This window comes from Pedobacter sp. A2324, assembly GCF_059693705.1.
On the sequence record NZ_JCASSK010000003.1, the window covers coordinates 698493 to 719579 of the forward strand.

General features: G+C 38.7%; 19 protein-coding genes and 4 tRNA genes. 14 read left to right on the plus strand and 9 right to left on the minus strand.

The window, feature by feature from the left end; all coding sequences use genetic code 11:
• The first annotated feature begins 77 nt into the window (after positions 1-77).
• The 3 genes from AC570I_RS12190 to ade are packed head-to-tail and all read left to right on the plus strand — an operon-like array spanning position 78 to position 5168.
• On the plus strand, positions 78-1466 hold the full coding sequence (locus AC570I_RS12190; protein WP_497405638.1) for a LutB/LldF family L-lactate oxidation iron-sulfur protein: 1389 nt from the start codon (positions 78-80) through the stop codon (positions 1464-1466).
• Between the two features lie 28 nt (positions 1467-1494).
• Positions 1495-3471: an alpha-ketoacid dehydrogenase subunit alpha/beta gene (locus AC570I_RS12195; RefSeq protein WP_497405639.1), complete on the plus strand. Its 1977-nt coding sequence runs from the start codon at positions 1495-1497 to the stop codon at positions 3469-3471.
• Positions 3472-3530: 59 nt separating this feature from the next.
• Positions 3531-5168, plus strand: a complete 1638-nt coding sequence (gene ade / locus AC570I_RS12200) for an adenine deaminase (RefSeq protein ID WP_497405640.1) — start codon at positions 3531-3533, stop codon at positions 5166-5168.
• A gap of 19 nt (positions 5169-5187) precedes the next feature.
• Here ade and AC570I_RS12205 read toward each other — a convergent pair whose 3' ends face one another.
• Together AC570I_RS12205 and AC570I_RS12210 are read right to left on the minus strand one after the other, a co-directional pair.
• Complete coding sequence (locus AC570I_RS12205) at positions 5188-5766, minus strand: SprT-like domain-containing protein (protein ID WP_497405685.1); 579 nt, start codon at positions 5764-5766, stop codon at positions 5188-5190.
• Positions 5767-5907: 141 nt separating this feature from the next.
• A complete protein-coding gene (locus tag AC570I_RS12210; RefSeq protein ID WP_497405641.1) occupies positions 5908-8178 on the minus strand; it encodes a helix-turn-helix domain-containing protein in 2271 nt (756 codons plus the stop codon).
• A 167-nt stretch (positions 8179-8345) separates the two neighbouring features.
• On the opposite strand from AC570I_RS12210, the gene AC570I_RS12215 reads away from it, so the two are divergent.
• Positions 8346-8849, plus strand: coding sequence for a GNAT family N-acetyltransferase (locus AC570I_RS12215; RefSeq protein WP_497405642.1), 504 nt, complete (start codon positions 8346-8348; stop codon positions 8847-8849).
• Here the strand turns inward: AC570I_RS12215 and AC570I_RS12220 are convergent.
• From AC570I_RS12220 to era, 3 genes are all read right to left on the minus strand, one after another.
• Positions 8846-9358 (minus strand): GNAT family N-acetyltransferase, encoded by a 513-nt coding sequence (locus AC570I_RS12220; RefSeq protein WP_497405643.1) that lies wholly within the window; start codon positions 9356-9358, stop codon positions 8846-8848. The genes AC570I_RS12215 and AC570I_RS12220 overlap by 4 nt on opposite strands.
• Positions 9359-9484: 126 nt before the next feature.
• Entirely contained in the window at positions 9485-10786 is a 1302-nt protein-coding gene (gene der / locus AC570I_RS12225) for a ribosome biogenesis GTPase Der (protein WP_047798963.1), read from the minus strand.
• A gap of 226 nt (positions 10787-11012) precedes the next feature.
• On the minus strand, positions 11013-11909 hold the full coding sequence (gene era / locus AC570I_RS12230) for a GTPase Era (RefSeq protein WP_497405644.1): 897 nt from the start codon (positions 11907-11909) through the stop codon (positions 11013-11015).
• Between the two features lie 114 nt (positions 11910-12023).
• On the opposite strand from era, the gene AC570I_RS12235 reads away from it, so the two are divergent.
• The 6 genes from AC570I_RS12235 to AC570I_RS12260 all read left to right on the plus strand — a co-directional run bounded on the left by AC570I_RS12235 (position 12024) and on the right by AC570I_RS12260 (position 14911).
• Positions 12024-12099, plus strand: a tRNA-Met gene (locus AC570I_RS12235).
• A 71-nt stretch (positions 12100-12170) separates the two neighbouring features.
• Positions 12171-12242 (plus strand) — tRNA-Glu (locus tag AC570I_RS12240).
• Positions 12243-13039: 797 nt separating this feature from the next.
• Positions 13040-13513 carry a hypothetical protein gene (locus tag AC570I_RS12245; protein WP_497405645.1) on the plus strand — a complete coding sequence of 158 codons (474 nt, stop codon included), beginning with the start codon at positions 13040-13042 and terminating at the stop codon, positions 13511-13513.
• Between the two features lie 167 nt (positions 13514-13680).
• Positions 13681-13866 (plus strand): SMI1/KNR4 family protein, encoded by a 186-nt coding sequence (locus AC570I_RS12250; RefSeq protein WP_497405646.1) that lies wholly within the window; start codon positions 13681-13683, stop codon positions 13864-13866.
• A gap of 17 nt (positions 13867-13883) precedes the next feature.
• Positions 13884-14090 carry an SMI1/KNR4 family protein gene (locus AC570I_RS12255; RefSeq protein WP_497405686.1) on the plus strand — a complete coding sequence of 69 codons (207 nt, stop codon included), beginning with the start codon at positions 13884-13886 and terminating at the stop codon, positions 14088-14090.
• Positions 14091-14548: 458 nt separating this feature from the next.
• Positions 14549-14911, plus strand: a complete 363-nt coding sequence (locus AC570I_RS12260; protein WP_497405647.1) for an MFS transporter — start codon at positions 14549-14551, stop codon at positions 14909-14911.
• A gap of 73 nt (positions 14912-14984) precedes the next feature.
• Here the strand turns inward: AC570I_RS12260 and AC570I_RS12265 are convergent, their stop codons facing one another.
• The gene (locus tag AC570I_RS12265) at positions 14985-15764 is read right to left on the minus strand and encodes a hypothetical protein (protein ID WP_497405648.1); all 780 of its coding nucleotides are present in this window, start codon (positions 15762-15764) and stop codon (positions 14985-14987) included.
• A 467-nt stretch (positions 15765-16231) separates the two neighbouring features.
• Here AC570I_RS12265 and AC570I_RS12270 point away from each other — a divergent pair, with 467 nt between their 5' ends.
• Positions 16232-16549, plus strand: a complete 318-nt coding sequence (locus AC570I_RS12270; protein ID WP_497405649.1) for an XAC2610-related protein — start codon at positions 16232-16234, stop codon at positions 16547-16549.
• 107 nt (positions 16550-16656) lie between these two features.
• On the opposite strand, the gene AC570I_RS12275 is transcribed toward AC570I_RS12270, so the two are convergent.
• A complete protein-coding gene (locus tag AC570I_RS12275; RefSeq protein WP_497405687.1) occupies positions 16657-16881 on the minus strand; it encodes a hypothetical protein in 225 nt (74 codons plus the stop codon).
• 14 nt (positions 16882-16895) lie between these two features.
• The gene (locus AC570I_RS12280) at positions 16896-17132 is read right to left on the minus strand and encodes an ankyrin repeat domain-containing protein (protein WP_497405650.1); all 237 of its coding nucleotides are present in this window, start codon (positions 17130-17132) and stop codon (positions 16896-16898) included.
• Positions 17133-17563: 431 nt separating this feature from the next.
• On the opposite strand from AC570I_RS12280, the gene AC570I_RS12285 reads away from it, so the two are divergent.
• Together AC570I_RS12285 and AC570I_RS12290 are read left to right on the plus strand one after the other, a co-directional pair.
• Positions 17564-17639, plus strand: a tRNA-Met gene (locus AC570I_RS12285).
• A 28-nt stretch (positions 17640-17667) separates the two neighbouring features.
• Positions 17668-17739, plus strand: a tRNA-Glu gene (locus tag AC570I_RS12290).
• 37 nt (positions 17740-17776) lie between these two features.
• Here AC570I_RS12290 and AC570I_RS12295 read toward each other — a convergent pair.
• Positions 17777-18298 carry a DinB family protein gene (locus tag AC570I_RS12295; RefSeq protein WP_497405651.1) on the minus strand — a complete coding sequence of 174 codons (522 nt, stop codon included), beginning with the start codon at positions 18296-18298 and terminating at the stop codon, positions 17777-17779.
• Positions 18299-18446: 148 nt separating this feature from the next.
• Here AC570I_RS12295 and AC570I_RS12300 point away from each other — a divergent pair, with 148 nt between their 5' ends.
• A complete protein-coding gene (locus AC570I_RS12300) occupies positions 18447-20939 on the plus strand; it encodes a zinc-dependent metalloprotease (protein WP_497405652.1) in 2493 nt (830 codons plus the stop codon).
• Positions 20940-21087: the final 148 nt, after the last annotated feature.

Genomic DNA, 21087 nt, shown 5'->3' on the forward strand with positions numbered 1-21087 from the left:
TTTAAGCCCTTCGATACCCGAAGGGCTTTTTTATGCATTATACTTTCCACGGAAACATAAAATCCTATCTTTGAATTATGATGAAAACTGCGGAGGAATTTTTAGAGAAATCTGATGAGAAGGCGTTCGATTTACCACATCGTAAAACCATTAATTACAATATTGGCAAATACAACACTGCGGTAGAAAGGGGATTGTCTAAATTTGAAAACCTCGAAGCATCGAAAAAGAAGGCACACGTAATTAAATGGCGTGTGATGGAAAACCTGGATAAATTCCTCCCTGAATTTGAGTCAAACTTCCAAAGACGGGGTGGAAAGGTAATCTGGGCAAATGATGCCGAAGAAGCTCAGCGGGAAATTCTTAGTATCATTAAAAGAAATAATGGAAAAACAGTCATCAAATCCAAATCGATGACTACCGAAGAAATTCATCTGAACGATTTTCTGGCGAGCAATCAAATTGAATCTTTAGAAAGTGATTTGGGTGAATACATTGTGCAGCTTCTCGGGCAAGCCCCCTACCACATTGTTACCCCGGCAATGCATTTAAGCGCAACAGATATTGCTAAATTATTCCATGAGAAATTTGGAACACCCATTGATGCTACACCACCTCAATTGGTTCAAAAAGCACGTGAATTACTCCGGGAAAAGTATTTGAATGCAGATATCGGAATAAGCGGTGGAAACTTTTTGATTGCTGATACCGGAAGTATTGCCATTACGGAAAATGAAGGGAACGCTCGTTTAAGTACAACTTTCCCAAAAATTCATATCGCCATCGTAGGAATTGAAAAAGTAATACCATCCATTAACGACCTTGATCTGTTCTGGCCTTTGCTGGCATCTCATGGAACCGGCCAGAACCTGACCGTTTACAATACCATTTTGAGTGGTCCACGTCAGCCTGATGAAACTGATGGGCCTGAAGAAATGTACGTCATCCTTTTAGATAATGGACGTACCAATTTACTTGCTCAAAAAGATCAACGCCAGGGATTATATTGCATCCGATGTGGAGCATGTTTAAATGCCTGTCCTGTGTACAAAAATATTGGTGGGCATACCTACAACACCACCTACAGCGGTCCCATTGGATCGGTGATTACCCCACATTTGAAAGGCATGGAAGAATTTAAACATCTAAGCTATGCCTCCAGTTTATGTGGAAAATGCTCGGAAGTTTGTCCTGTAAAGATTGACATCCATAAGATGCTGTTACTTAACCGCCGGGATGCAGCAGCAACGCATGAAAACGGCAAGAAAGAAGAAATGGGTTGGAGCATGTTTAGCCGCATGATGCAAAAACGTAAGTGGATGGATTTTTTCGGTGGCAGGTTTAAAAACTTTATGCTAAAACGTTTCTTTAAAAAAAGCTGGGGAGCATACCGGGAACTCCCAACATTAGCAGATAAATCTTTTGCGAAGCAATATGAAGAAATGAAGAAGGGTAAGCAAGAGTAATTTTAGCTAACAATTAAATCATCATATTATGCATTTCAACCGAGGCAACAAAAGCGATAGTTTTTTATTGAGCTTGTACAAAAGATTGCTTTATCCCCGTATGGTTGAGGAAAAAATGCTAAAGCTCCTGCGTCAGGGTCGCATCGGTAAGTGGTTTTCAGGTATTGGCCAGGAAGCAATTGCGGTAGGTTCAACTTTAGCAATGCAAAGTGATGAATATATTCTACCTATGCACCGCAACCTTGGTGTTTTCACCTCCAGGGATATTCCGTTAAAAAAATTGATGGCACAGTGGCAAGGGAAATTTACCGGCTTTACCAAAGGCCGTGATCGCTCTTTTCATTTTGGCACACAGGACTACAAAATCATTGGAATGATTTCACACCTCGGTCCACAATTGGCCTTAGCTAATGGAATTGCACTTGCAGATGTACTGGACGAAAAACAGAAAGCAACCCTTGTTTTTACTGGCGAAGGGGCGACAAGTGAAGGTGATTTCCATGAAGCCCTGAATGTAGCTGCTGTATGGAATTTACCAGTAATTTTCCTGATCGAGAACAATGGTTATGGACTATCGACACCGGTTGAAGAGCAGTTTCGATGCAAACACCTGGTTGATAAAGCCCTGGGTTATGGTATGGAAGGTTTTCAAATTGATGGCAATAATATTCTGGAAGTTTATGATGCGATTGACAGGATTGCGGCAGACATCAGGCAAAAACCAAGACCAATGTTGGTAGAGTGTTTGACATTCAGAATGCGGGGGCATGAAGAGGCTTCAGGAACTAAATATGTACCGCAGGAATTATTTGATGAGTGGGAGAAGAAAGACCCTCTAAGTAACTATGAACATTTTTTACTGGATCAAGGTATCCTTACAACAGAAGTAATGGTCGACATTAAAATTGAAATCAAAAAGACCATTGAGCTCGATGTAGAAGAAGCCTTTGATGAGCCGGAGCCGGAAGCAAATTTGTTTACAGAATTAAATGACATGTACTATCCTCACGAGCAAACAGTGAGTGAACCCACCGGCTTAAAAAGGGAAATGCGTTACCTTGATGCAATATCAAATGCTTTGGATCTGGGCATGGAAAAATATCCAAATCTGGTTTTAATGGGGCAGGATATTGCAGACTATGGAGGCGCTTTCAAAATAACAGAGGGATTTTCCGTTAAATACGGAAAGTCAAGGGTTCGGAATACGCCTATCTGCGAATCGGCAATAGTTGGTGCAGGCCTCGGGTTATCTATAAATGGTTACAAATCTGTCGTAGAAATGCAGTTTGCCGATTTTGTATCGGTAGGTTTCAATCAGATCGTAAATAACCTGGCCAAAACACATTATCGATGGGGACAAAATGCAGATGTAGTGGTGCGTATGCCTACAGGAGCAGGAACTGGTGCCGGGCCATTTCATTCGCAAAGTAATGAGGCATGGTTTACCAAAACGCCAGGCTTAAAAATTGTTTACCCAGCCTTTCCCGATGATGCTAAAGGCTTGCTCTTAGCAGCTATTGAAGATCCAAATCCAGTAATATATTTTGAACATAAATACTTATACAGGAGTTTAACAGGAAATGTACCTGATGGCTATTATACCACAGAAATTGGCAAGGCGGCTAAGCTTAGAGAAGGTAATCGATTTGTCATCGTCACTTACGGATTAGGGGTGCATTGGGCATTGGATTATCTGAAAGACCATCCAGATGTGAGCGCAACATTAATTGATTTAAGAACCTTGCAGCCCTGGGACAAAGATTCTGTTGCAGCTGCTGTAGAAGCTACAGGAAGGGTATTAATTCTACATGAAGACACCTTAACCAATGGTTTTGGATCTGAAATATCTGCCTGGATTGGTGAACATTGCTTTCAGTTCCTGGATGCACCTGTGATGCGCTGCGGCAGTCTGGATACCGCAATTCCAATGAATAGAATACTGGAAGATAACTTTCTGGCTAAAGCGAGGCTAGCAGAAACAATTGATAAATTATTAAAATATTAGAGAGTTTTACCACTATAAAACAAAATCATGTGTTACCGTGGTTAATTTATATAAACAGGATGAGCAATTTTACAGTTGAAGGAAACATAGTTGATATTGCAAAGCGTAATATTTTCTTTGGTGAAGTGATGGTTGAAGATGGAAAAATAAAATCTGTTACTGCGCTTTCTCAAATGGTGGATAAGGCTCACTTTATTCTTCCCGGATTTATAGACAGTCATGTCCACATTGAGAGCAGTATGCTTATTCCAAGCGAATTCGCCAGGCTTGCTGTTATTCATGGAACTGTCGCAACAATAAGTGATCCTCATGAAATTGCAAATGTTTGCGGTATGGAGGGAGTTGAATTTATGCTGTCTAATGCTAAGACTGTACCTTTTAAATTCAACTTCGGAGCACCTAGCTGTGTTCCTGCCACGAAATTTGAGACTGCAGGTGCTGAACTTAACCATGATGACGTAAAGTCACTTTTAGCAAGACCGGAAATCAAATACCTGAGTGAGATGATGAATTTTCCCGGGGTGCTATACAAAGATGAGGAAGTATTAAAAAAGATAGCTGCTGCACATGCGGTTGGCAAGCCAGTAGACGGCCACGCACCTGGTTTGCGCGGCGACGCTGTTCAACAATATATAGACGCAGGAATATCGACGGATCATGAATGTTTCACGGCAGATGAAGCATTAGACAAGCTCCAACGCGGCATGAAAATTCTCATAAGGGAAGGCAGCGCTGCCAAAAATTTTGACGCGTTAGTAGACCTGTTAAATGACTGGCCGGAAATGATTATGTTTTGTAGCGATGATAAGCACCCTGACAGTTTGGTTGAGGATCATATTAATGCCTTATGTGCCAGGGCAGTTGCCAGAGGAATAAACATCTTTAATGTATTACAGGCAGCTTGTATTAATCCTATAGCGCACTATAACTTAGAAGTTGGTCAGCTTCGCCTCGGTGATAATGCCGATTTCATTATTGCCAATGACTTTAAAGATTTTAAAATAAAACAAACTTATGTGAACGGGATTTTACTTGCAGAGCAGGGAAAAACCGTTGGAAATTGGGTCAAGGATATAGAAGATCAGGAATCCGTAAATCACTTTGACTGTAGCTTTAAAACGGAAGCAGATTTTGTATATCCATTCACTTCACAAGATGAAATTGCAGTAATTGAAGCATTGGATGGTCAGCTGATTACAAACAGACTTTCTGCCAGGCCAAAAATCTTCGGTCAGAATATCATAAGTGATACAGAAAACGACGTTTTAAAAATGGTAGTGGTGAACCGCTATCATGATGCGCCTGTGGCGGTTTCATTTGTTAAAAACTTTGGGCTGAAAGCTGGTGCTATTGCTTCAAGCGTTGCACACGACAGTCATAACATAATCGCTGTTGGAGTTGATGATGCGAGTATTTGTGAGGCAGTAAATCTGGTAATTAAAGAAACGGGCGGAGTTGTGGCTATTGGAAATGATAAAAGACAGGTTCTGGCATTACCGGTAGCAGGCTTAATGAGCAACCAGAATGGCTATCAGGTAGCAGAAAGTTATACGCAGATTGATCAGTTTGCTAAAGAACTGGGCTCGACGCTCAAAGCTCCATTCATGACACTGTCTTTTATGGCTTTACTGGTTATTCCACGGTTGAAACTGAGCGACAAAGGTTTATTTGACGGGGATAAGTTCGAATTCGTTTAGTAGTTTGCCTAACGCAAGCTTAATCGATCAAAAAAACCTCGGCGAGGGGATTAAACAGATATACCCTTTTGTCATCCATACAGATGCAGCGATAACGTTTTCTAATGCGCTCACCTTTGGTAAAACGGCGGCCATCTTTGATTCGGAAATTGGTATTTACGGGTAACTGTTCCACATGTAAAATATCTGCCTTACCAGAATCGTATTTTTTTAAAGCCCTAGATAAGTGTAAATCAGAACAACTTGATGCCGCAGGGTTCGACATGTAATTGTCAATTGCCTGATGGATATCAGCAGGAAAAACGTTCATTTCAAAAAAAGGATTCATCATTCGCTGGAAATTTTTCTTCCATTCTGATCCATGTGGTTTTACTTTATTTTTGAAATCATTCCAGGTTAACAGATGGGCAAATTCATGAACCGTCGTCACCAGAAAGGCATAGTGATTGAGGTTGAAATTCACTGATATCCGGTGTCCTTTATCGCGGTAAGGATGACGGTAATCACCAAGCTTGGTTGCACGGGTTTTAGCAATTTTGAATTCACACTGAAAATAATCTATCCATTTTGCAATCAGCGGTGCCGCTTCGGCCGGCATGTATTGAGCTAAAAGGTTTGTATTATCCACGAATGCTAAGATAGGAATTTTTGATTTTCTTAAAGACAGCGGTTACCAGGAATTACAATGGAAAAACAGAACTCCAAATAATTTTAGGGTAAACTTATAATGATTCACTCATCATTCCTCTGATGGAAACAACGAAGCCAAGACCATCTTAATTTCTCCAAAGGAATAATCCTTACCCAAAAACTCCCGTATAGCAGCCATTGATTTTGTTTTCTGACTCTCGACAGCATTGGCGATGTTTTTAATTTTATTGGGCTTGACCAATTTCCCTACATCGATTTGCTGGGTAGAGATGAAGTAGGCTAAATGCCCTTCAACAGTTCCAACTGAGAGGCCCCGCTCCTTTGCTATTTCCTGGACCGTTTTACCCTGTTCATACAATTCGAAGCTGACAAACTTAGTATCGACTTTTGGTTCTTTTTTCTTTTTTTCAACAGCCGATTTTACTTTTAATGCGACGCCTTTTAGCTGAATAGCCTTTTGTAGTTGTGCGTTACGCTCGGTTGTATTTAACAAGGCATCAGTATCGGCCTTACTGAATTCTTTACCCTCGATAATTGCCAGCAACAAGGCTTTCGCCTTGTGTATTTTTTTCAACTGCTCATATATCAGAATTTCAAGTTCGAGTAGTTCTGTTAAATAGGTTTTAATCTGTTTTTCTTCTTTGATAGATTCAATTTGCGAAAGCAGTTTATCTGATACCTGTTTGATTAGGGGGCTAAAATACTTCACGGCAGCCTCTACTCTCTTGGAAACGTTGAATAGCGTATGTTCAGTACGCTGGGCAAACAAAGCTTTAAGCTGATTGATGAAAGTATCTGCTGTAGATGTGATCTGCTGAAAATCCTTATATAGCGCCATGGTCCAGCCATCATAGCGTTGTTTGGTAGATTTTGCTTCACTTTTATCGAAGGTTTCTACATGCTCCTTTAAATAATACCGTACCAGATTCAGGTCAAATGCAGACAGCAAATATGTTCTGGCAAAATCGTAACTTTCTAAACCAATTTGCTCAGTGAGGATTTCCGCCGGTTGCCGTGTTTTCGAGAAATAATGTATATTCTGGTCTTGCATTAAACCATTTTCACGCAAATGAGAGGTTAATACGAGCCCTTTTAACGACCTCAAACGCGACAGGGCTACGTAAGCCTGGCCAGGTGCAAACGCATCACCGATATCGATAATTGCTCTGTCAAACGTTAAACCCTGACTTTTATGTACTGTGATTGCCCAGGCCAGTTTAATTGGATATTGAACAAATGAACCAGCCACATTTTCATCAATCTCATTGGTAGCCTCGTTCAGTTTATATTTAACATTCTCCCATGTGTAAGGTGAGATCTTAATTACCGTTTTATCTTCAGTCAATTCAATTTCAATGGTATCTTTTTCAATGTGATGAACGAAGCCGATTTTGCCATTATAATAACGTTTTTCGGCAGTCATATCATTTTTGATAAACATGACTTGTGCACCAACCTTTAATTCCAGGCTCCTGTCATTCGGATATGCATATTCATTAAACTCGCCATTGACTTTCGCATCAAAAAAATATGACTTTGCAGCTAACTGTGTTAAGCGTTCGCGATTGATGGTATCTGCTTTATTGTTATGTGTGGTGAGTGTGATGTAGTTTTCATTTGCGCCCGGCTTAAAATCCTGTTTGAAATGCTGTTTCAACAATGCAGTATCGTCGGCTGTGATCTGATTGTTTCTCAGGTTATTCAGCAAGTCAATGAAAACAGCATCGTCCTGACGATAAATTTTATCCAGCTCGATATAGACAGGTGGATTGGTCTGTAAAGCCAGAGCATCGAAAAAATAAACGCTTTTATAAAAACCCGCCATTACTTTCCATTCATCATTTTTAATTACCGGAGGAAGTTGGTACAGATCACCTATAAAAAGCAACTGCACACCACCGAAAGGTATATTTCTGTTTCTGCGAATGTAGCGTAATGAGAAATCGATCGCATCCAGCATGTCGGCTCGCAACATACTAACCTCATCAATAACCAGCAATTCGAGCTCCTGAATCATGCGGCGTTTATTTCCCTGCATGTTTAGGTGTTTTACTATGGTTCGGGGTGTATTAAAATTGAAAGTAATGTTCTGATTAATAATTCCAGTAGCGGCTTCTGGTAGGAAAGCGCCAAAGGGCAACTGAAAAAGAGAATGAATGGTTACTCCTGCTGCGTTAATTGCCGCAATACCTGTTGGCGCACAAATCATCGCTTTCTTATGCGTGAGCTGAATTAATTTACGTAGGAAAGTAGTTTTTCCAGTCCCGGCTTTTCCTGTTAAAAAAACGTGTCTGGAGGTATAGTTGACAAATTTAGCAGCAATTTCTGCTGGCATAGAAGTTTCTTCTAACATTGGCATTGGCAAAATGATTTTAGTTTGCTTTATTTTGGAGGGATATTTAAAGCTAACAATTTTAGCACAAAAATAGTCATGATTTATAAGATAAAGTATTTTAGCAATGAGAATTTAATCCTAATTAACCACAATAGAAATCATTATTTATATTCGTTTGTTTATATTATCCTATGATCGAAACAGAAAAACTCATCTTAAAGCCACTTACACACAACCAATTGGTTAAATACATTAAAGACGATCATTCGCTCGAAAAAGAATTTAACCTTTTGCCAACGAAAAAAAATATTTCACCATCACTACGCTCTGCTTTAGAAGAAAGTATATTACCAAATGTATCTGATAAGGACAAAGACTACTTGTATCATACTTTATGGACAATCATTTCTAAGCCAGACAACCGGATGGTGGGAGATATCTGTTTTGTGGGAGAACCTGATGCGAATGGCGAGATTGAAATTGGTTATGGGACTTATGAAGAATTTCGGGGAAAAGGTTTTATGACTGAAGCGGTTGGCCGGATCATCGGCTGGGCAAAAGCGCAGCCAAAAGTGAAGTCAATATTTGCAGCAACAGAGAAGGAAAATATTGCTTCATATTCTATTCTTGAAAAAAATGGCTTTTCACATATTGGAGATGTAGACGACATGATGAGCTGGAAACTCAAATTCTAGCTTACCACAATTTCAAAAAGGCTTAGGCTTATTCCCTCATAATGCTTCGGTAAGCCCTCTGTTTCTTTCATGTTAACTATTCCAACATAATCGAAGCCACAGCCAGTATAATATTCCAGAAGCTTCTCATTATCTGCCCATGTATCCATTCTAATATATTTCAGGGCTTTAAGCCGGGCATATTCCTTTGCCCATTTAATTATTTCTTTAACAAATGAATAACCCCTGAAAGATGGGTTGGTTACAATCCGATGGATGTAGATAGCGCTGTAATCTCGTTCTCCCCAGATTAACTTATCCGCAAAACTAACAGCAAAAACACAGGCAACCTGCCCATCAATCAGAATTTTGTATTGTTTATTGTCCGCAATTTCCTGTGCTACCATTTCACGGTCAAAGCCCTGCCAGTGTTTATTGAACACTTTTTTCTGATGGGCAATTGCCATGTCGTAAAAATTGAAGATAACATCAATGTCCTGCGTTCTACTGTTTTTGACCTCGAGTTTCATACTGCAAAATTAATTTTCAACCTTAAACCAGCTTGCTTTAAGCATTAAAAAAGGGTTACCATAGTTAAGAAATGGTAACCCTTCGATGTTGTGAACAAAGCTATTGACTTTTTACTACTAACAAATTTATTTCTGTCTGAAGAAAATCTGTACAGGGGCACCTGCAAAGTCGAAATTTTCTCTAAGCTTGTTTTCCAAAAAGCGTTTATATGGATCTTTGATATATTGAGGCAAATTACAGAAGAAAGCAAACATTGGCGAGGTTCCGTTAATTTGCGTAATGTATTTGATTTTAATGTGCTTGCCTTTTAATGCCGGAGGTGGAAATTTTTCAATCAAAGGTAACATCACATCATTTAGTTTTGAAGTTGGTATCTTTTTACTTCTGTTCTTGTAAACATCTAATGCAGCTTCAATTGCCTTGAAAATACGTTGTTTATTCAGCACTGAAGTAAAAATAATCGGCACATCTGTAAAAGGCTTAATCCGTTCTTTGATGTGTTCTTCAAAGGTTTTCATCGTTTGAGTATTTTTCTCAATCAAATCCCATTTATTGATCAGGATTACAATTCCTTTTTTATTTTTCTCTGCCAAATGAAAAATATTGATATCCTGACTCTCGATACCTTCCTGAGCATCGATCATTAAAACCACCACATCTGCTTCTTCTAAAGCTTTAATCGTCCGCATTACCGAATAAAACTCCAGGTTTTCTTTAACTTTTGTTTTTTTACGCAAACCAGCAGTATCAATCAACATAAATTCGTGACCAAACTGGTTATAGTGAATTTTAATGGAATCGCGCGTAGTACCAGCATTAGCGGTAACGATATTTCTTTCTGTACCAATTAAAGCATTAACCAAAGATGATTTGCCGACGTTAGGTCGGCCAGCGATCGTTATTTTAGGCAACTGATTTTCTTCCTCCGGAATGTCTTCAAAGTTTTTTACTACCTCATCCAATAATTCACCGGTCCCGGATCCTGTCATGGACGACAAAGGGAACACCTCTCCCAAGCCAAAACCATAAAAGGTATGAATCTCATTATATAATGCCGTATTGTCTACCTTATTGGCACAAACGAAAACAGGTTTTTTACTCTTACGAAGTACCTGGGCAATGTCATCATCAAGGTCTGTAATTCCGGTAGTAACATCTACCATGAAAATCAGCACACTGGCTTCTTCGATAGCAATCATTACCTGCTCACGAATAGCAGCTTCATAAACATCTTCAGAATTGGCTACATAACCACCTGTATCGATTACGGTAAACTGTCTGTCTGTCCACTCACCTACACCGTAGTGCCTGTCTCGGGTTACACCGCTCATGTCATCAACAATGGCTTTGCGGCTTTCAGTCAGCCTGTTAAAAAGGGTACTTTTACCTACGTTGGGTCTGCCTACAATGGCGATAATATTACTCATGTTACGTATTATTGATAGTTAATGGCTTATAGTTAACAATCGTGGTGTTAAGCAAGCTTGCTTAAACTATTTGGCTATCAGCCATTGACTATCAACTATAACCCAATTATTTCGGGCTGCAAAGGTACTGTTAATTTCTGTAACCTTTAACTTTAAATTGTTTTTTATACTTATTCGGCAGATCTTTAATTGCTTTATCTGTCAGTTCATTAGCCGGGAATCATGGTTAGTTGTCGTAACCAAAACTTTTCAGGTAATTCTTTTTACTTCTCCAGTCAGGGATTACTTTGACAAATAATTCGAGGAAGACTTTGCTGTCCAAAAATTTCTCTACCTGTATGCGTGCTTCGGTACCTACTTTTTTTAGCATACTTCCGCCTGTACCTATTAAAATATTTTTTTGCGAATCACGCTCCACTACAATTTCTGCACTGATCCTGATCATTTGCCCTTTGCCATTTTTTAGCGGCTCTTCTTTAAAGCTTTTCACAATAACTTCGGTACTGTAGGGAATTTCCTTCTGGTAATTCAGGAAAATCTTTTCCCGGATGATTTCAGAAACAAAAAAACGTTCTGAGCGATCAGTAAGATCTTCCTTATCGTAATAAGCCGGATGTTCAGGCATTAGCTCAAGAACGTGATCTAAAATACCCGTTAGATTATGATTGTGTAATGCAGAAATGGCATATATTGAAACGGGCTTCAGCTTTTCCTGCCAGTAAGCAATTTTCTCATCCACCTGTTCCTGTAGTGCAGTATCAATTTTATTAATTAATACAATAGTAGGAATGTCGCGATCAAGTATTTTATCAAGAACATCGTCTTCATCATGCGTCTCATTAATATCTGTAACGAATAAAAGTACATCCGCATCAGTCAAAGACCCGTTAACAAAGCTCATCATACTCTCCTGCAAAGAGTACTTTGGTTTGATTATGCCCGGGGTATCAGAGAAAATAATCTGATAATCTTCTTCATTTACAATACCTAAAATACGGTGTCTTGTAGTTTGCGCCTTTGGAGTAATAATACTAAGTCGCTCACCTACAAGCACATTCATCAAGGTTGATTTACCAACATTTGGTTTACCTATAATACTAACAAAACCTGCTTTATGCGCCATCGAAATATTTTTTAAAAAAAATTTGCAGTACAAAGAAACGAATTATATCTTTGCATTCCAATTCGGAAACAGAGTTAAGGATTTAATTCACGTGAAAAGCCGAGCTGTATATAGTGCGGGGTGGAGCAGTTGGTAGCTCGTCGGGCTCATAACCCGAAGGTCGCACGTTCGAGTCGTGTCCCCGCTACCAAATTGAGTAGAAAGTTATAAATCGAGGTTTGAGTTTCAGCCTTTGAAGTAAGAACTTAGAACTAATTTATTGGCCCGTTCGTCTAGGGGTGAGGACGCCAGATTTTCATTCTGGAAACAGGGGTTCGATTCCCCTACGGGCTACAAGATTCAATATCAAATGATGTAAAACCCTGCAAGTATTTAATTTGCAGGGTTTTTTATTGATATCAAAATCCTAAAATATGCATCAAATCACAATAAAAAAGTGTGTAATTCGGTGCGTATCCAAAACAAAAACACAACGCACCGATTTTACTTCAATCAACTGAACACCAACACGTTCAGCTATTAAACATCTTGATACCAGAAAGATGATGTCTTACTTTTGTTTCACTCTAAGTAAGTAATTATGAAAGGTAATTTCCATCTGCTTTATTATATTATCTAAGAAAGCAAAAAAAATACTTGGGCATACTGCCTTAAAAACTACTCAGCACTATGCAAAAGTTCTTGATACCAAGGCCAGCCATATCCGATCTTCCCAGATTCCTTCCCTTCATTTTCTAATCTATCTTTCCTGTATTTGTTCTGTCAATCCTACACAGAAGATGGTTTTGCAAGAAAAACGGCCTTCCAGAATAAGATTTACGGCAAATCGGCTCACTTTTAAAAACACACCAGAATAAGCAATATAATTTTTGATTTTAAGGCTATTAGAATATCTCCATTTCGATTTCTCTAGACGAAACAATATTGAATCTATCCCCGCTTTTCAGAAGCTTAAAACCGCTTAAAATGAGCCGAGTGACCACTTTTAAGCGAAATCTAGTGAACATATAGACCGGAAAAGGTGGCCACGATGGATGAAAACCAGTGGCCACTTTTAGCGGAACCACCACACTACCCTGAAGCCAAATAGCCCGGCATCATTGTTGTTTAAAATTTGGAATTACTAAAGGATGAAATTAATAAAAGCCATATCGGTCATTTTATTGCCGTTTTTTGTCGCCTGTGAAAGCGATGAAAAGAAGTTTGCGAGGGCTGAAAGGGAATGTTCGCAAAAAAACAGCGTGGATCAATTAGATGTCAGTCTTTTTGGGTACTCTTATGATGACGCAGATTCAGTGTCGATAAAAATACAACGCGACGGTAAGATCATAGCAGATTATAAGGATGCGCTTCCCAAAAAGTATTTTGATTCCTTAAGGCACCAAAGATACTACACCATTAAAAAGAATATCCTGCTGACCGATACGCTTATGGTCAAAATAGCAAAGGAGCCAATTAGAAAAATATATGGGTTTAGCTATGCTGTTAAACCTCACTTTACCATGATGAACAGAGATTTTGGATGCGAATTCAGCAGTTTTGTAATGGATGGAGAGATCGTGAACGAATCTACAGTTAGCCTGGTTAACAAATCAGCAAAATAAGCTGAAATATCGTCATTGGTGGTTAAGGCGTCTTGGCTTATATTAAATTTGAAAAAATGCTGAATATTATTCTCCTGATAAAGCGATTTGGAAGATGATACCGCAAATTAAAATAGTTGGTTAAATTTTGGAAAAATAAAAATATAAGGACCATTAATTATTGTTTTATGCAATTTGAACAATCAGAAAAACAAGTTACACAGGAAGAACTCAACAACTTTGAGGAAAATTTTCAAGTCAGCCTTCCAGACGATTTTAGGCAGCACTACCTGAACTACAATGGTGGTTATCCACCTTATGATTATGTTAAAGGTTTAAAAACATCTTTACCATCAACGGATTTGATTCAATAAAATATGGAACGCTGCCGATAGAACAAATCATAGCTGATCATAAAAAAAGCGGAATTACTTTTGAAAAAAAAATTCCATTTGCATATGATAATGGCGGGAATGTTTTTCTGATCTCCGAAGATGGTGCTATTTATATCTTAGAATCCGAATTTCTGAAAGACAAAAACTACATCCTGGTTTCCGAATCATTCACCGATTTTTTGAATTCATTTTATAATCAGTAGTTAACTAAGGAAAGGTTACTAGATTGGTGTACATTGTTTAGGTCTGCCATTCTTAAAATAGAGAATAGGGATGTGTTATCGATAAAAATTGAAAATAAATTTATTAATGAAATTAATCTAAAAAGAGAATGGCAACAAAGTCATTCAGGGTTTTTGATCCAAAAGATATTCTTTGTCCATAATGACTAAAAAAGCCAAAATAATACTAAGCTTGATTTTCTTTTTAGAGATCGTATTTCTAATTAGAACTTACCTTATTTATTCTTTTTATAAGAATGATGAAACTTATGGTGATGGATTACCAAATCCTTCTAAATATGATCATCATTTTTATTCTGCCATATTTATTTCATTGGTAATAATGATGTTATTGATGTTGGGTTGTATTTTACTCTTGAAAAATGAAAACGAAAATGATAAACTGATATAAATTGAATACAATAAAAAAATCACTAATTATGAGCCTAGTTTCTGCACTGGTAGGCGGATTACAAATGGCTTTATTTTTACCAGATGGCATTTCATGCTTGGATGGAACCAGTTCACTATTTGATGGGATCTTATTTTTAATGCCAATTCAATTGGTCATTGTCTTTTGCTTAGGATTTATGAATAAAAAAATAACAGCCTATTTGATCCCTGCATTTTTGCTGATATTTTGGCTGTTTATAAATAGACATGAATTTGTCGCCAGAAAAGCATGTTGGTCTACATTTTCAGATGCTGAAATTTTAAAAGTATTTCTGCTAAAATCTGCGATTACTTGTACGATATGCCTTTTGCCCTTATATTTTTTGCTAAAAAAATATATCATTCGTTAAATCTAAGCAGAATAGACATTTAGGGTGTAGTCCTATCTTAATTAGGCGGCCATAAACATCAATGTAATAAACCTTACAGGTCTTTTTTCAATTTGTATGTCTGTCTGGTACCGACCAGCTGATCTATAAAATTGCTTTTCAAAATATATTTATTGCTGTTTTTAGTGATTATTAAAGTCAAACTACGATCTTCTTTATCAGCAAAAACTATTTTAGATGGTTGTGTATTTACTCTTATCAGATCTTTCTTTACATTTTCCACATAACTATCAAGTTGAAAATTAGCTGATGCGTTATTGATATTTATTTTAATTGTTCCCCAACCTCGTGCATCTCCCGATTCCTCTTTCATTCTTAAAAAATGACCGGTATAACTTCCTGTAAATTGGTTACCGCTTGCTGGAAACTTATGTTTATCAAAAGTCCATTTCTTAAGGAGTTTTTCATTTGACTTTAAGTACAAAATTTCATTGCTGCCGAGATCATCAATACTCACACTTACATCTGCAAATCTTAGGTTGATCGTATCGATGATCCTGTATTTTTCAACGTCTTCACTTTTTAAAGATCTTTCCAGGGAAAAGATATAGCGGTTATTTGTTCTTTCTTTATAAATACTGTATGAAATACTGTCAATCCCAGTTTTCTGTTCTCTGAAAGTTTCGACGCTATTTAGCTCATCGCCTGAAGAGAATTCCTTACCAATATAAACATCTTTCTGATTCGATATCTTATCTATGGCTGTATTGGTTTTAGGCACAGTATCAATGGCCCTTCGAGATGACTTGTTTTGTTTGCATGATACTAATACTGCAATGATTAATAAGAGACTGTAAAGTATGGACTTCATCATATCGTTAATATATAATTTTTTTTAATTTATCGTAGTATGTATGCCTTTTGCCACTAGATTTTCCATCAGGAAATTGTTAAGTTCGATTAAAAAAGTCAATGGAAGCAAGGATCAGCCCACCAGCCACAGTTTTTTAGTTACAAAAACCAGCTCCTTACAAATTGCCAAAACCTATGCACAACGTCCAACTCAAAAACCATTAACCGAAATTTCTGAGATCACTCCCAATTTCCGTATCTTACCAAGATAATATTAGCATAGTTTATGCTCCTATTACATACACATAAAACCAACATTTCCATTTCCCCTGGTGAAAACAATCATTACTTTGTTAACAGCTACGCTATTTTTATCGGTAGTTTAAGTGCGTAGGCCCAGTCTTACTACCTGAATTCGGTTGATGAAGAAAAGCCCTTTAGCTTATATATTTACCACGGCCCTGATGGCAAATCGATGCAATAGATGCATTGGAAGCCGAAAGAAAAAGTTACATCGAGGATTACAATTTTGATGGCTATGATGATTTCGCGTTTTCAATTCCGGACGCTGGAATGGGTGTTTATCGGGCGTTCAACATTTGGCTTTATACCACTAAGACCAGGCGATATAATGCACTTCTACCGTCTGAGGATAAAAGAAGTAAATGCAGTTGCCTTTGCGATTTTACATCCGGCAAAAAAAATAAATTGATTATTACCTCTTGCCGTGGAGGTGCAAAATGGTGGCAGGATATTTACCGGGTTACAAAAGATAACCGGCTTGTTGGGATCGTTCTAAAGAAATAAGTCAATGATTGTCATGAGGGCTTTAAAAAACGATAGGTGATATTACATCACTGAAAGGTATTGCGGCTGTTTTAAAATAAGTCGTTGCTTGCGGCAAAGTAGGAGCATCAGGCAGAATATTCGGTAACTAAACTTATTAACTCAGGAAATTTCATAATATAGGCCAAATCGTACGGCGTTTTTCTGGCGGCATTTATGGATCTTAAATCTGCATTATTTTCTAATAGCAGTTTGATAAATCCGTATTCTCCTTTAGCACTAAAAATAGCCGTCCATAAGGGAGAATTACCAAACTTATCTTTGACCTCTATATCTGCATTTTTTTGAAGAATTGCTTTCGCTAAATTTAAGTCATCCTATAGACAGCGATATAATGTAGTGCAACCATTCTCTTATTATCATGGTTGTTAACATTAACGCCCTTTTCTATTAAGTAATGTGCGATTTCATCTCGTTTATTTTGAAGTGCTACTTGTAAAAGGGACATATCATTAACGTTCAAAACATTTATATTTGTTTCACTGATTTTTTCTTTTACAGCTTTCAAGTCGCCGTCTGTGACGATTTTAAAAAAACTTTCCATTGAACTTTATTTTGTATATTTTACTTCGATTAATCAAAGGCGTTCCTGACAATAATTATGATATTTCCATCATCTTAAAGATTTTTTAAAGATAAGATCTCTTTCACAATTATCACATAAATCCATTTATGAAGGCCCTCACTTTTAGGAAAGTCTGCCTTTCCTTTGCTCCTCTGCGTTTAATTCAATTAGCAATTTCAGCACATTTCCAGTTAGCCTCAAAGTTTTAATATCATTGCTGAGCCCTAATAAAAGATTGAAGCTACAACAAAGTGTAATCTACTCATTTACAATATAAAAATAGTATAAATTGACTTCTCTACTTTTGAGAGATATTTTTTTTTGAAAAAAAAAGCTTTCAGGCTTTGCGAATATGAAAACTATTCCTACTTTTGCACTCCTTCAAACGAAGAAAATTTGAAGATATAGAGTGCGGGGTGGAGCAGTTGGTAGCTCGTCGGGCTCATAACCCGAAGGTCGCACGTTCGAGTCGTGTCCCCGCTACCAAAGGAGTTGAAAGACACTCTGATTAAAAGGCCCGCTCGTCTACCGGTTAGGACGCCAGATTTTCATTCTGGAAATAGGGGTTCGATTCCCCTGCGGGCTACAAAAGCATCAATCCAAAAGATTGGTGCTTTTTTGTTTTATAGCTTTTCAGCTTCAGATTTGACTACGGCAACGGTAACCATTAGTTGACCAACATGTCGCATGGTATGTTCTGCTGCATGAAAAAGCAGACCAATTACAGTTGATGGTAAGCCTGCCCTACCTACGCCCCTATACTCAGTAAGACCAGATTCAACTGTGTCTTTCAATTGTATCATGGCCTGATCAACCTGGACGTTAAACCGGGAAACCAGATCTTCGACTTTATACCCCCCTGCCCGATCTTTGCCTTCCTCGTAAAGTTGTTCAAATTGAAAAGGGGATAAACCTTCTGCACGTGCATAAGTGAAAACCCGATCAAGAACCCCACTTAAATGCTGAAGGTGAAATCCTGCAGAAGCCATCCCGGCTGGACGTATCCAGAGTAGTTCTTTCGGAAAGCCTTCCAAATATTCGTTTACTTCTTCCCTTGCCTGCAATAGTGCATGGGCTACAGGTTGTAACAAGGGCCTAACATCGGGCAACGGCCCACGCTGCCATACTTCTAATTTCTGCTCCATTAGCAATAAATATAGTTAAATATTTTTTTCATTATATATGTAAAAAGTTACCTGGATCGCTCAACATCACAAACGCTTTAAATTATATTTGCTCTGCACACTAAAGTAGGCAACCTACAACAACCAAACCAACTAACCCTATCCTTTTATGATGAGAAAACTTTACGCTGTAATATTGCTGATCAGTGGTGTCCTGAGCATTCAAATACATGCTCAAAATCCTGCAGCGGTTAAAGCTACTGTCGCAACCAGTATTTCGAACTTCACCAAAGACTTCAAAAAATCTGAGGGCTATTTCAATTTTTACTATGATGAAAAAACAGGGAAAATTTTCCTGGAAATTGATCAATTTGATAAAGATTTTCTGTATTTCAGCTCGTTAACTGATGGCGCCGGAAGAAATGCAGAACGCGGAGGCGCTGCTGCTGATGTTGCACGCTTTATCAAGGTAGGGCCAAAAGTGTTTCTACTGGAACCCAACCTGGCCTATCGTGCCGGGAACGGAAATGCCGATGAAATTAAAACAGTGGAAGGATCTTTTGCCAAGTCTGTGATCTGGGGATTTGCTCCTGTAGCAATAGAGGGAAATAAAACCCTTATAGACCTTACGCCTTTTATTATTCGCGACAGCCAGAATATCGGAGCTACCATGGGCGCTCCTGCGTCTTCGGGTGGAGCAGCTGGCAGAGGGGCAGCAGCAGGTGGCGGAACTTACCGTGTTGACGAAAGCCGATCAGCTGTTTACATACCTAACACTAAAAACTTCCCCAAAAATACTGAGTTTGAGGCCATGCTAACTTTCACTGGTGGCACCCCTAGTGGAAGAGGAACCCTGGCTCCGGATGCTAATGCCGTAACTGTACGCATGCATCAGTCGTTCGTAGAACTGCCCGATAAACATTTTAAGCAACGAAAATTTGATCCACGATCAAGCTATCAATTATTTAGCTATACAGATTTTTCGGCCCTTATGTCCGAACCGTTGGTTAAACGATATACACGAAGACATCGTTTGGAGAAGAAAGACCCTAATGCTAAAATTAGCGAAGCGGTGAAACCCATCGTATATTATATTGATCGCGGCGCACCCGCAGCAATTAAAAAGGCACTAATAGAAGGCGGATCTTTCTGGAATGAAGCTTTTGAAGCTGCCGGATATAAAAATGCGTTTCAGGTAAAAGAGTTACCTGCTGACGCCGACCCCATGGATATACGCTACAATGTAGTAAACTGGATTACCCGCGCGGGTAGCCCAAGGGCCTTTTCCTATGGATCATCTTATATAGATCCCAGAACAGGGGAAATCATCAAAGGTGTGGTAACGCTAGGTTCCGACCGTCATCGTCAGGATTATTTAATTGCCGAGGGCTTACTACAGCCCTATACAGATGGAAAGCCTGTAAGTAAAGTGATGGAAGAAATGGCATTAGCGAGGATTAGGCAGTTATCCGCACATGAGATCGGGCACACCCTGGGCTTAAACCATAATTTTGCAGCAAGTGTCAAAGACCGGGCATCTGTGATGGATTATCCTTTCCCGAGGATTAAACAAAAAGCAGACGGCAGTATCGATTTATCTGACGCATATGCAAAAGGGATTGGAAGCTGGGATAAACGAGCCATCATGTGGGGGTACAGTGAATTTACCAAAGGCACGAACGAAGATGCAGCTCTTGATAAAATAATGGAAGAAACCTTGAAGCAGGGCTTTCAATATATCCCCGATATTGGAGGCTATACCCATCCATCGGCTAATCAATGGGAAGATGGTGAAAATCCAATCGCAGAACTTAATAGACTAATGAAAATCCGAAGACAGGTGCTGGATAATTTCTCTGAAAAAGCAATTGTAAAAGATGCTCCGATGGCCACCTTGGAAGAAGTCCTGGTCCCAATTTATTTACTTCACCGCTATGAAATTGAGGCTGTTGCAAAATCAATAGGTGGGTTATATTTCACACACGCAATAAAAAATGATGGGCAGGTTCCAACTAAGATGGTTGACCCAGCTCAGCAATGGAGTGCTTTTGATGCATTAATCTCAACGATTAGTCCGGAGGCACTTGCTTTACCAGAAAGCCTGATTCAAAAAATACCTCCACGCCCGTCGGGTTATCCTGCATCAGCAGAAACGTTTAGTGGCTATACTGGTCCAACATTCGATCCGATTGCAACAGCTGAAGCCGCAGCAAACGAAACCATTTCTTCGCTATTGAATCCGGAACGGGCTTCCCGTTTGGTGGAATATAATGCAAGGGATGAAAAACAGCCTGGATTGCTCGCGGTTACAGATAAGCTGATCGAAAAAACCTGGAAAACCAGTCTGTTACCGGGATATAAAGGACAATTACAAATACTTGTAAATAACCTCACACTAAAATACCTGCTACAACTTGCTGCCAATACGCGTGCATCAGAAATTGTCAGAGGCGAAGCGTTATTAGAAATCTCTGAACTTAAGAGCTGGATGATCGAAAAAGTGAGCGGCGCGGGATTAAAGCAAAAAGCAAATATTTTATATGGCTTATCACAGATAAAAGAATTTGAAGAATCACCAGCTAAGTTTCAGCCAACCCCTGCCCAGGCAATGCCTCCAGGTGCCCCTATTGGTATGGGCAGTATGGAATTCATGGAAAGATAAACATCAACAAATAATAGCGTTATCCTTTTTCAGGATAACGCTGTAGCAAAAAGGGAAATCCATATTCATCGACTCAAAGTACCCATTCGTAGAGTCTTAACATTTTTTAAATATTTCTCAAAATATCTTCATCAAGTTTTTATTAACG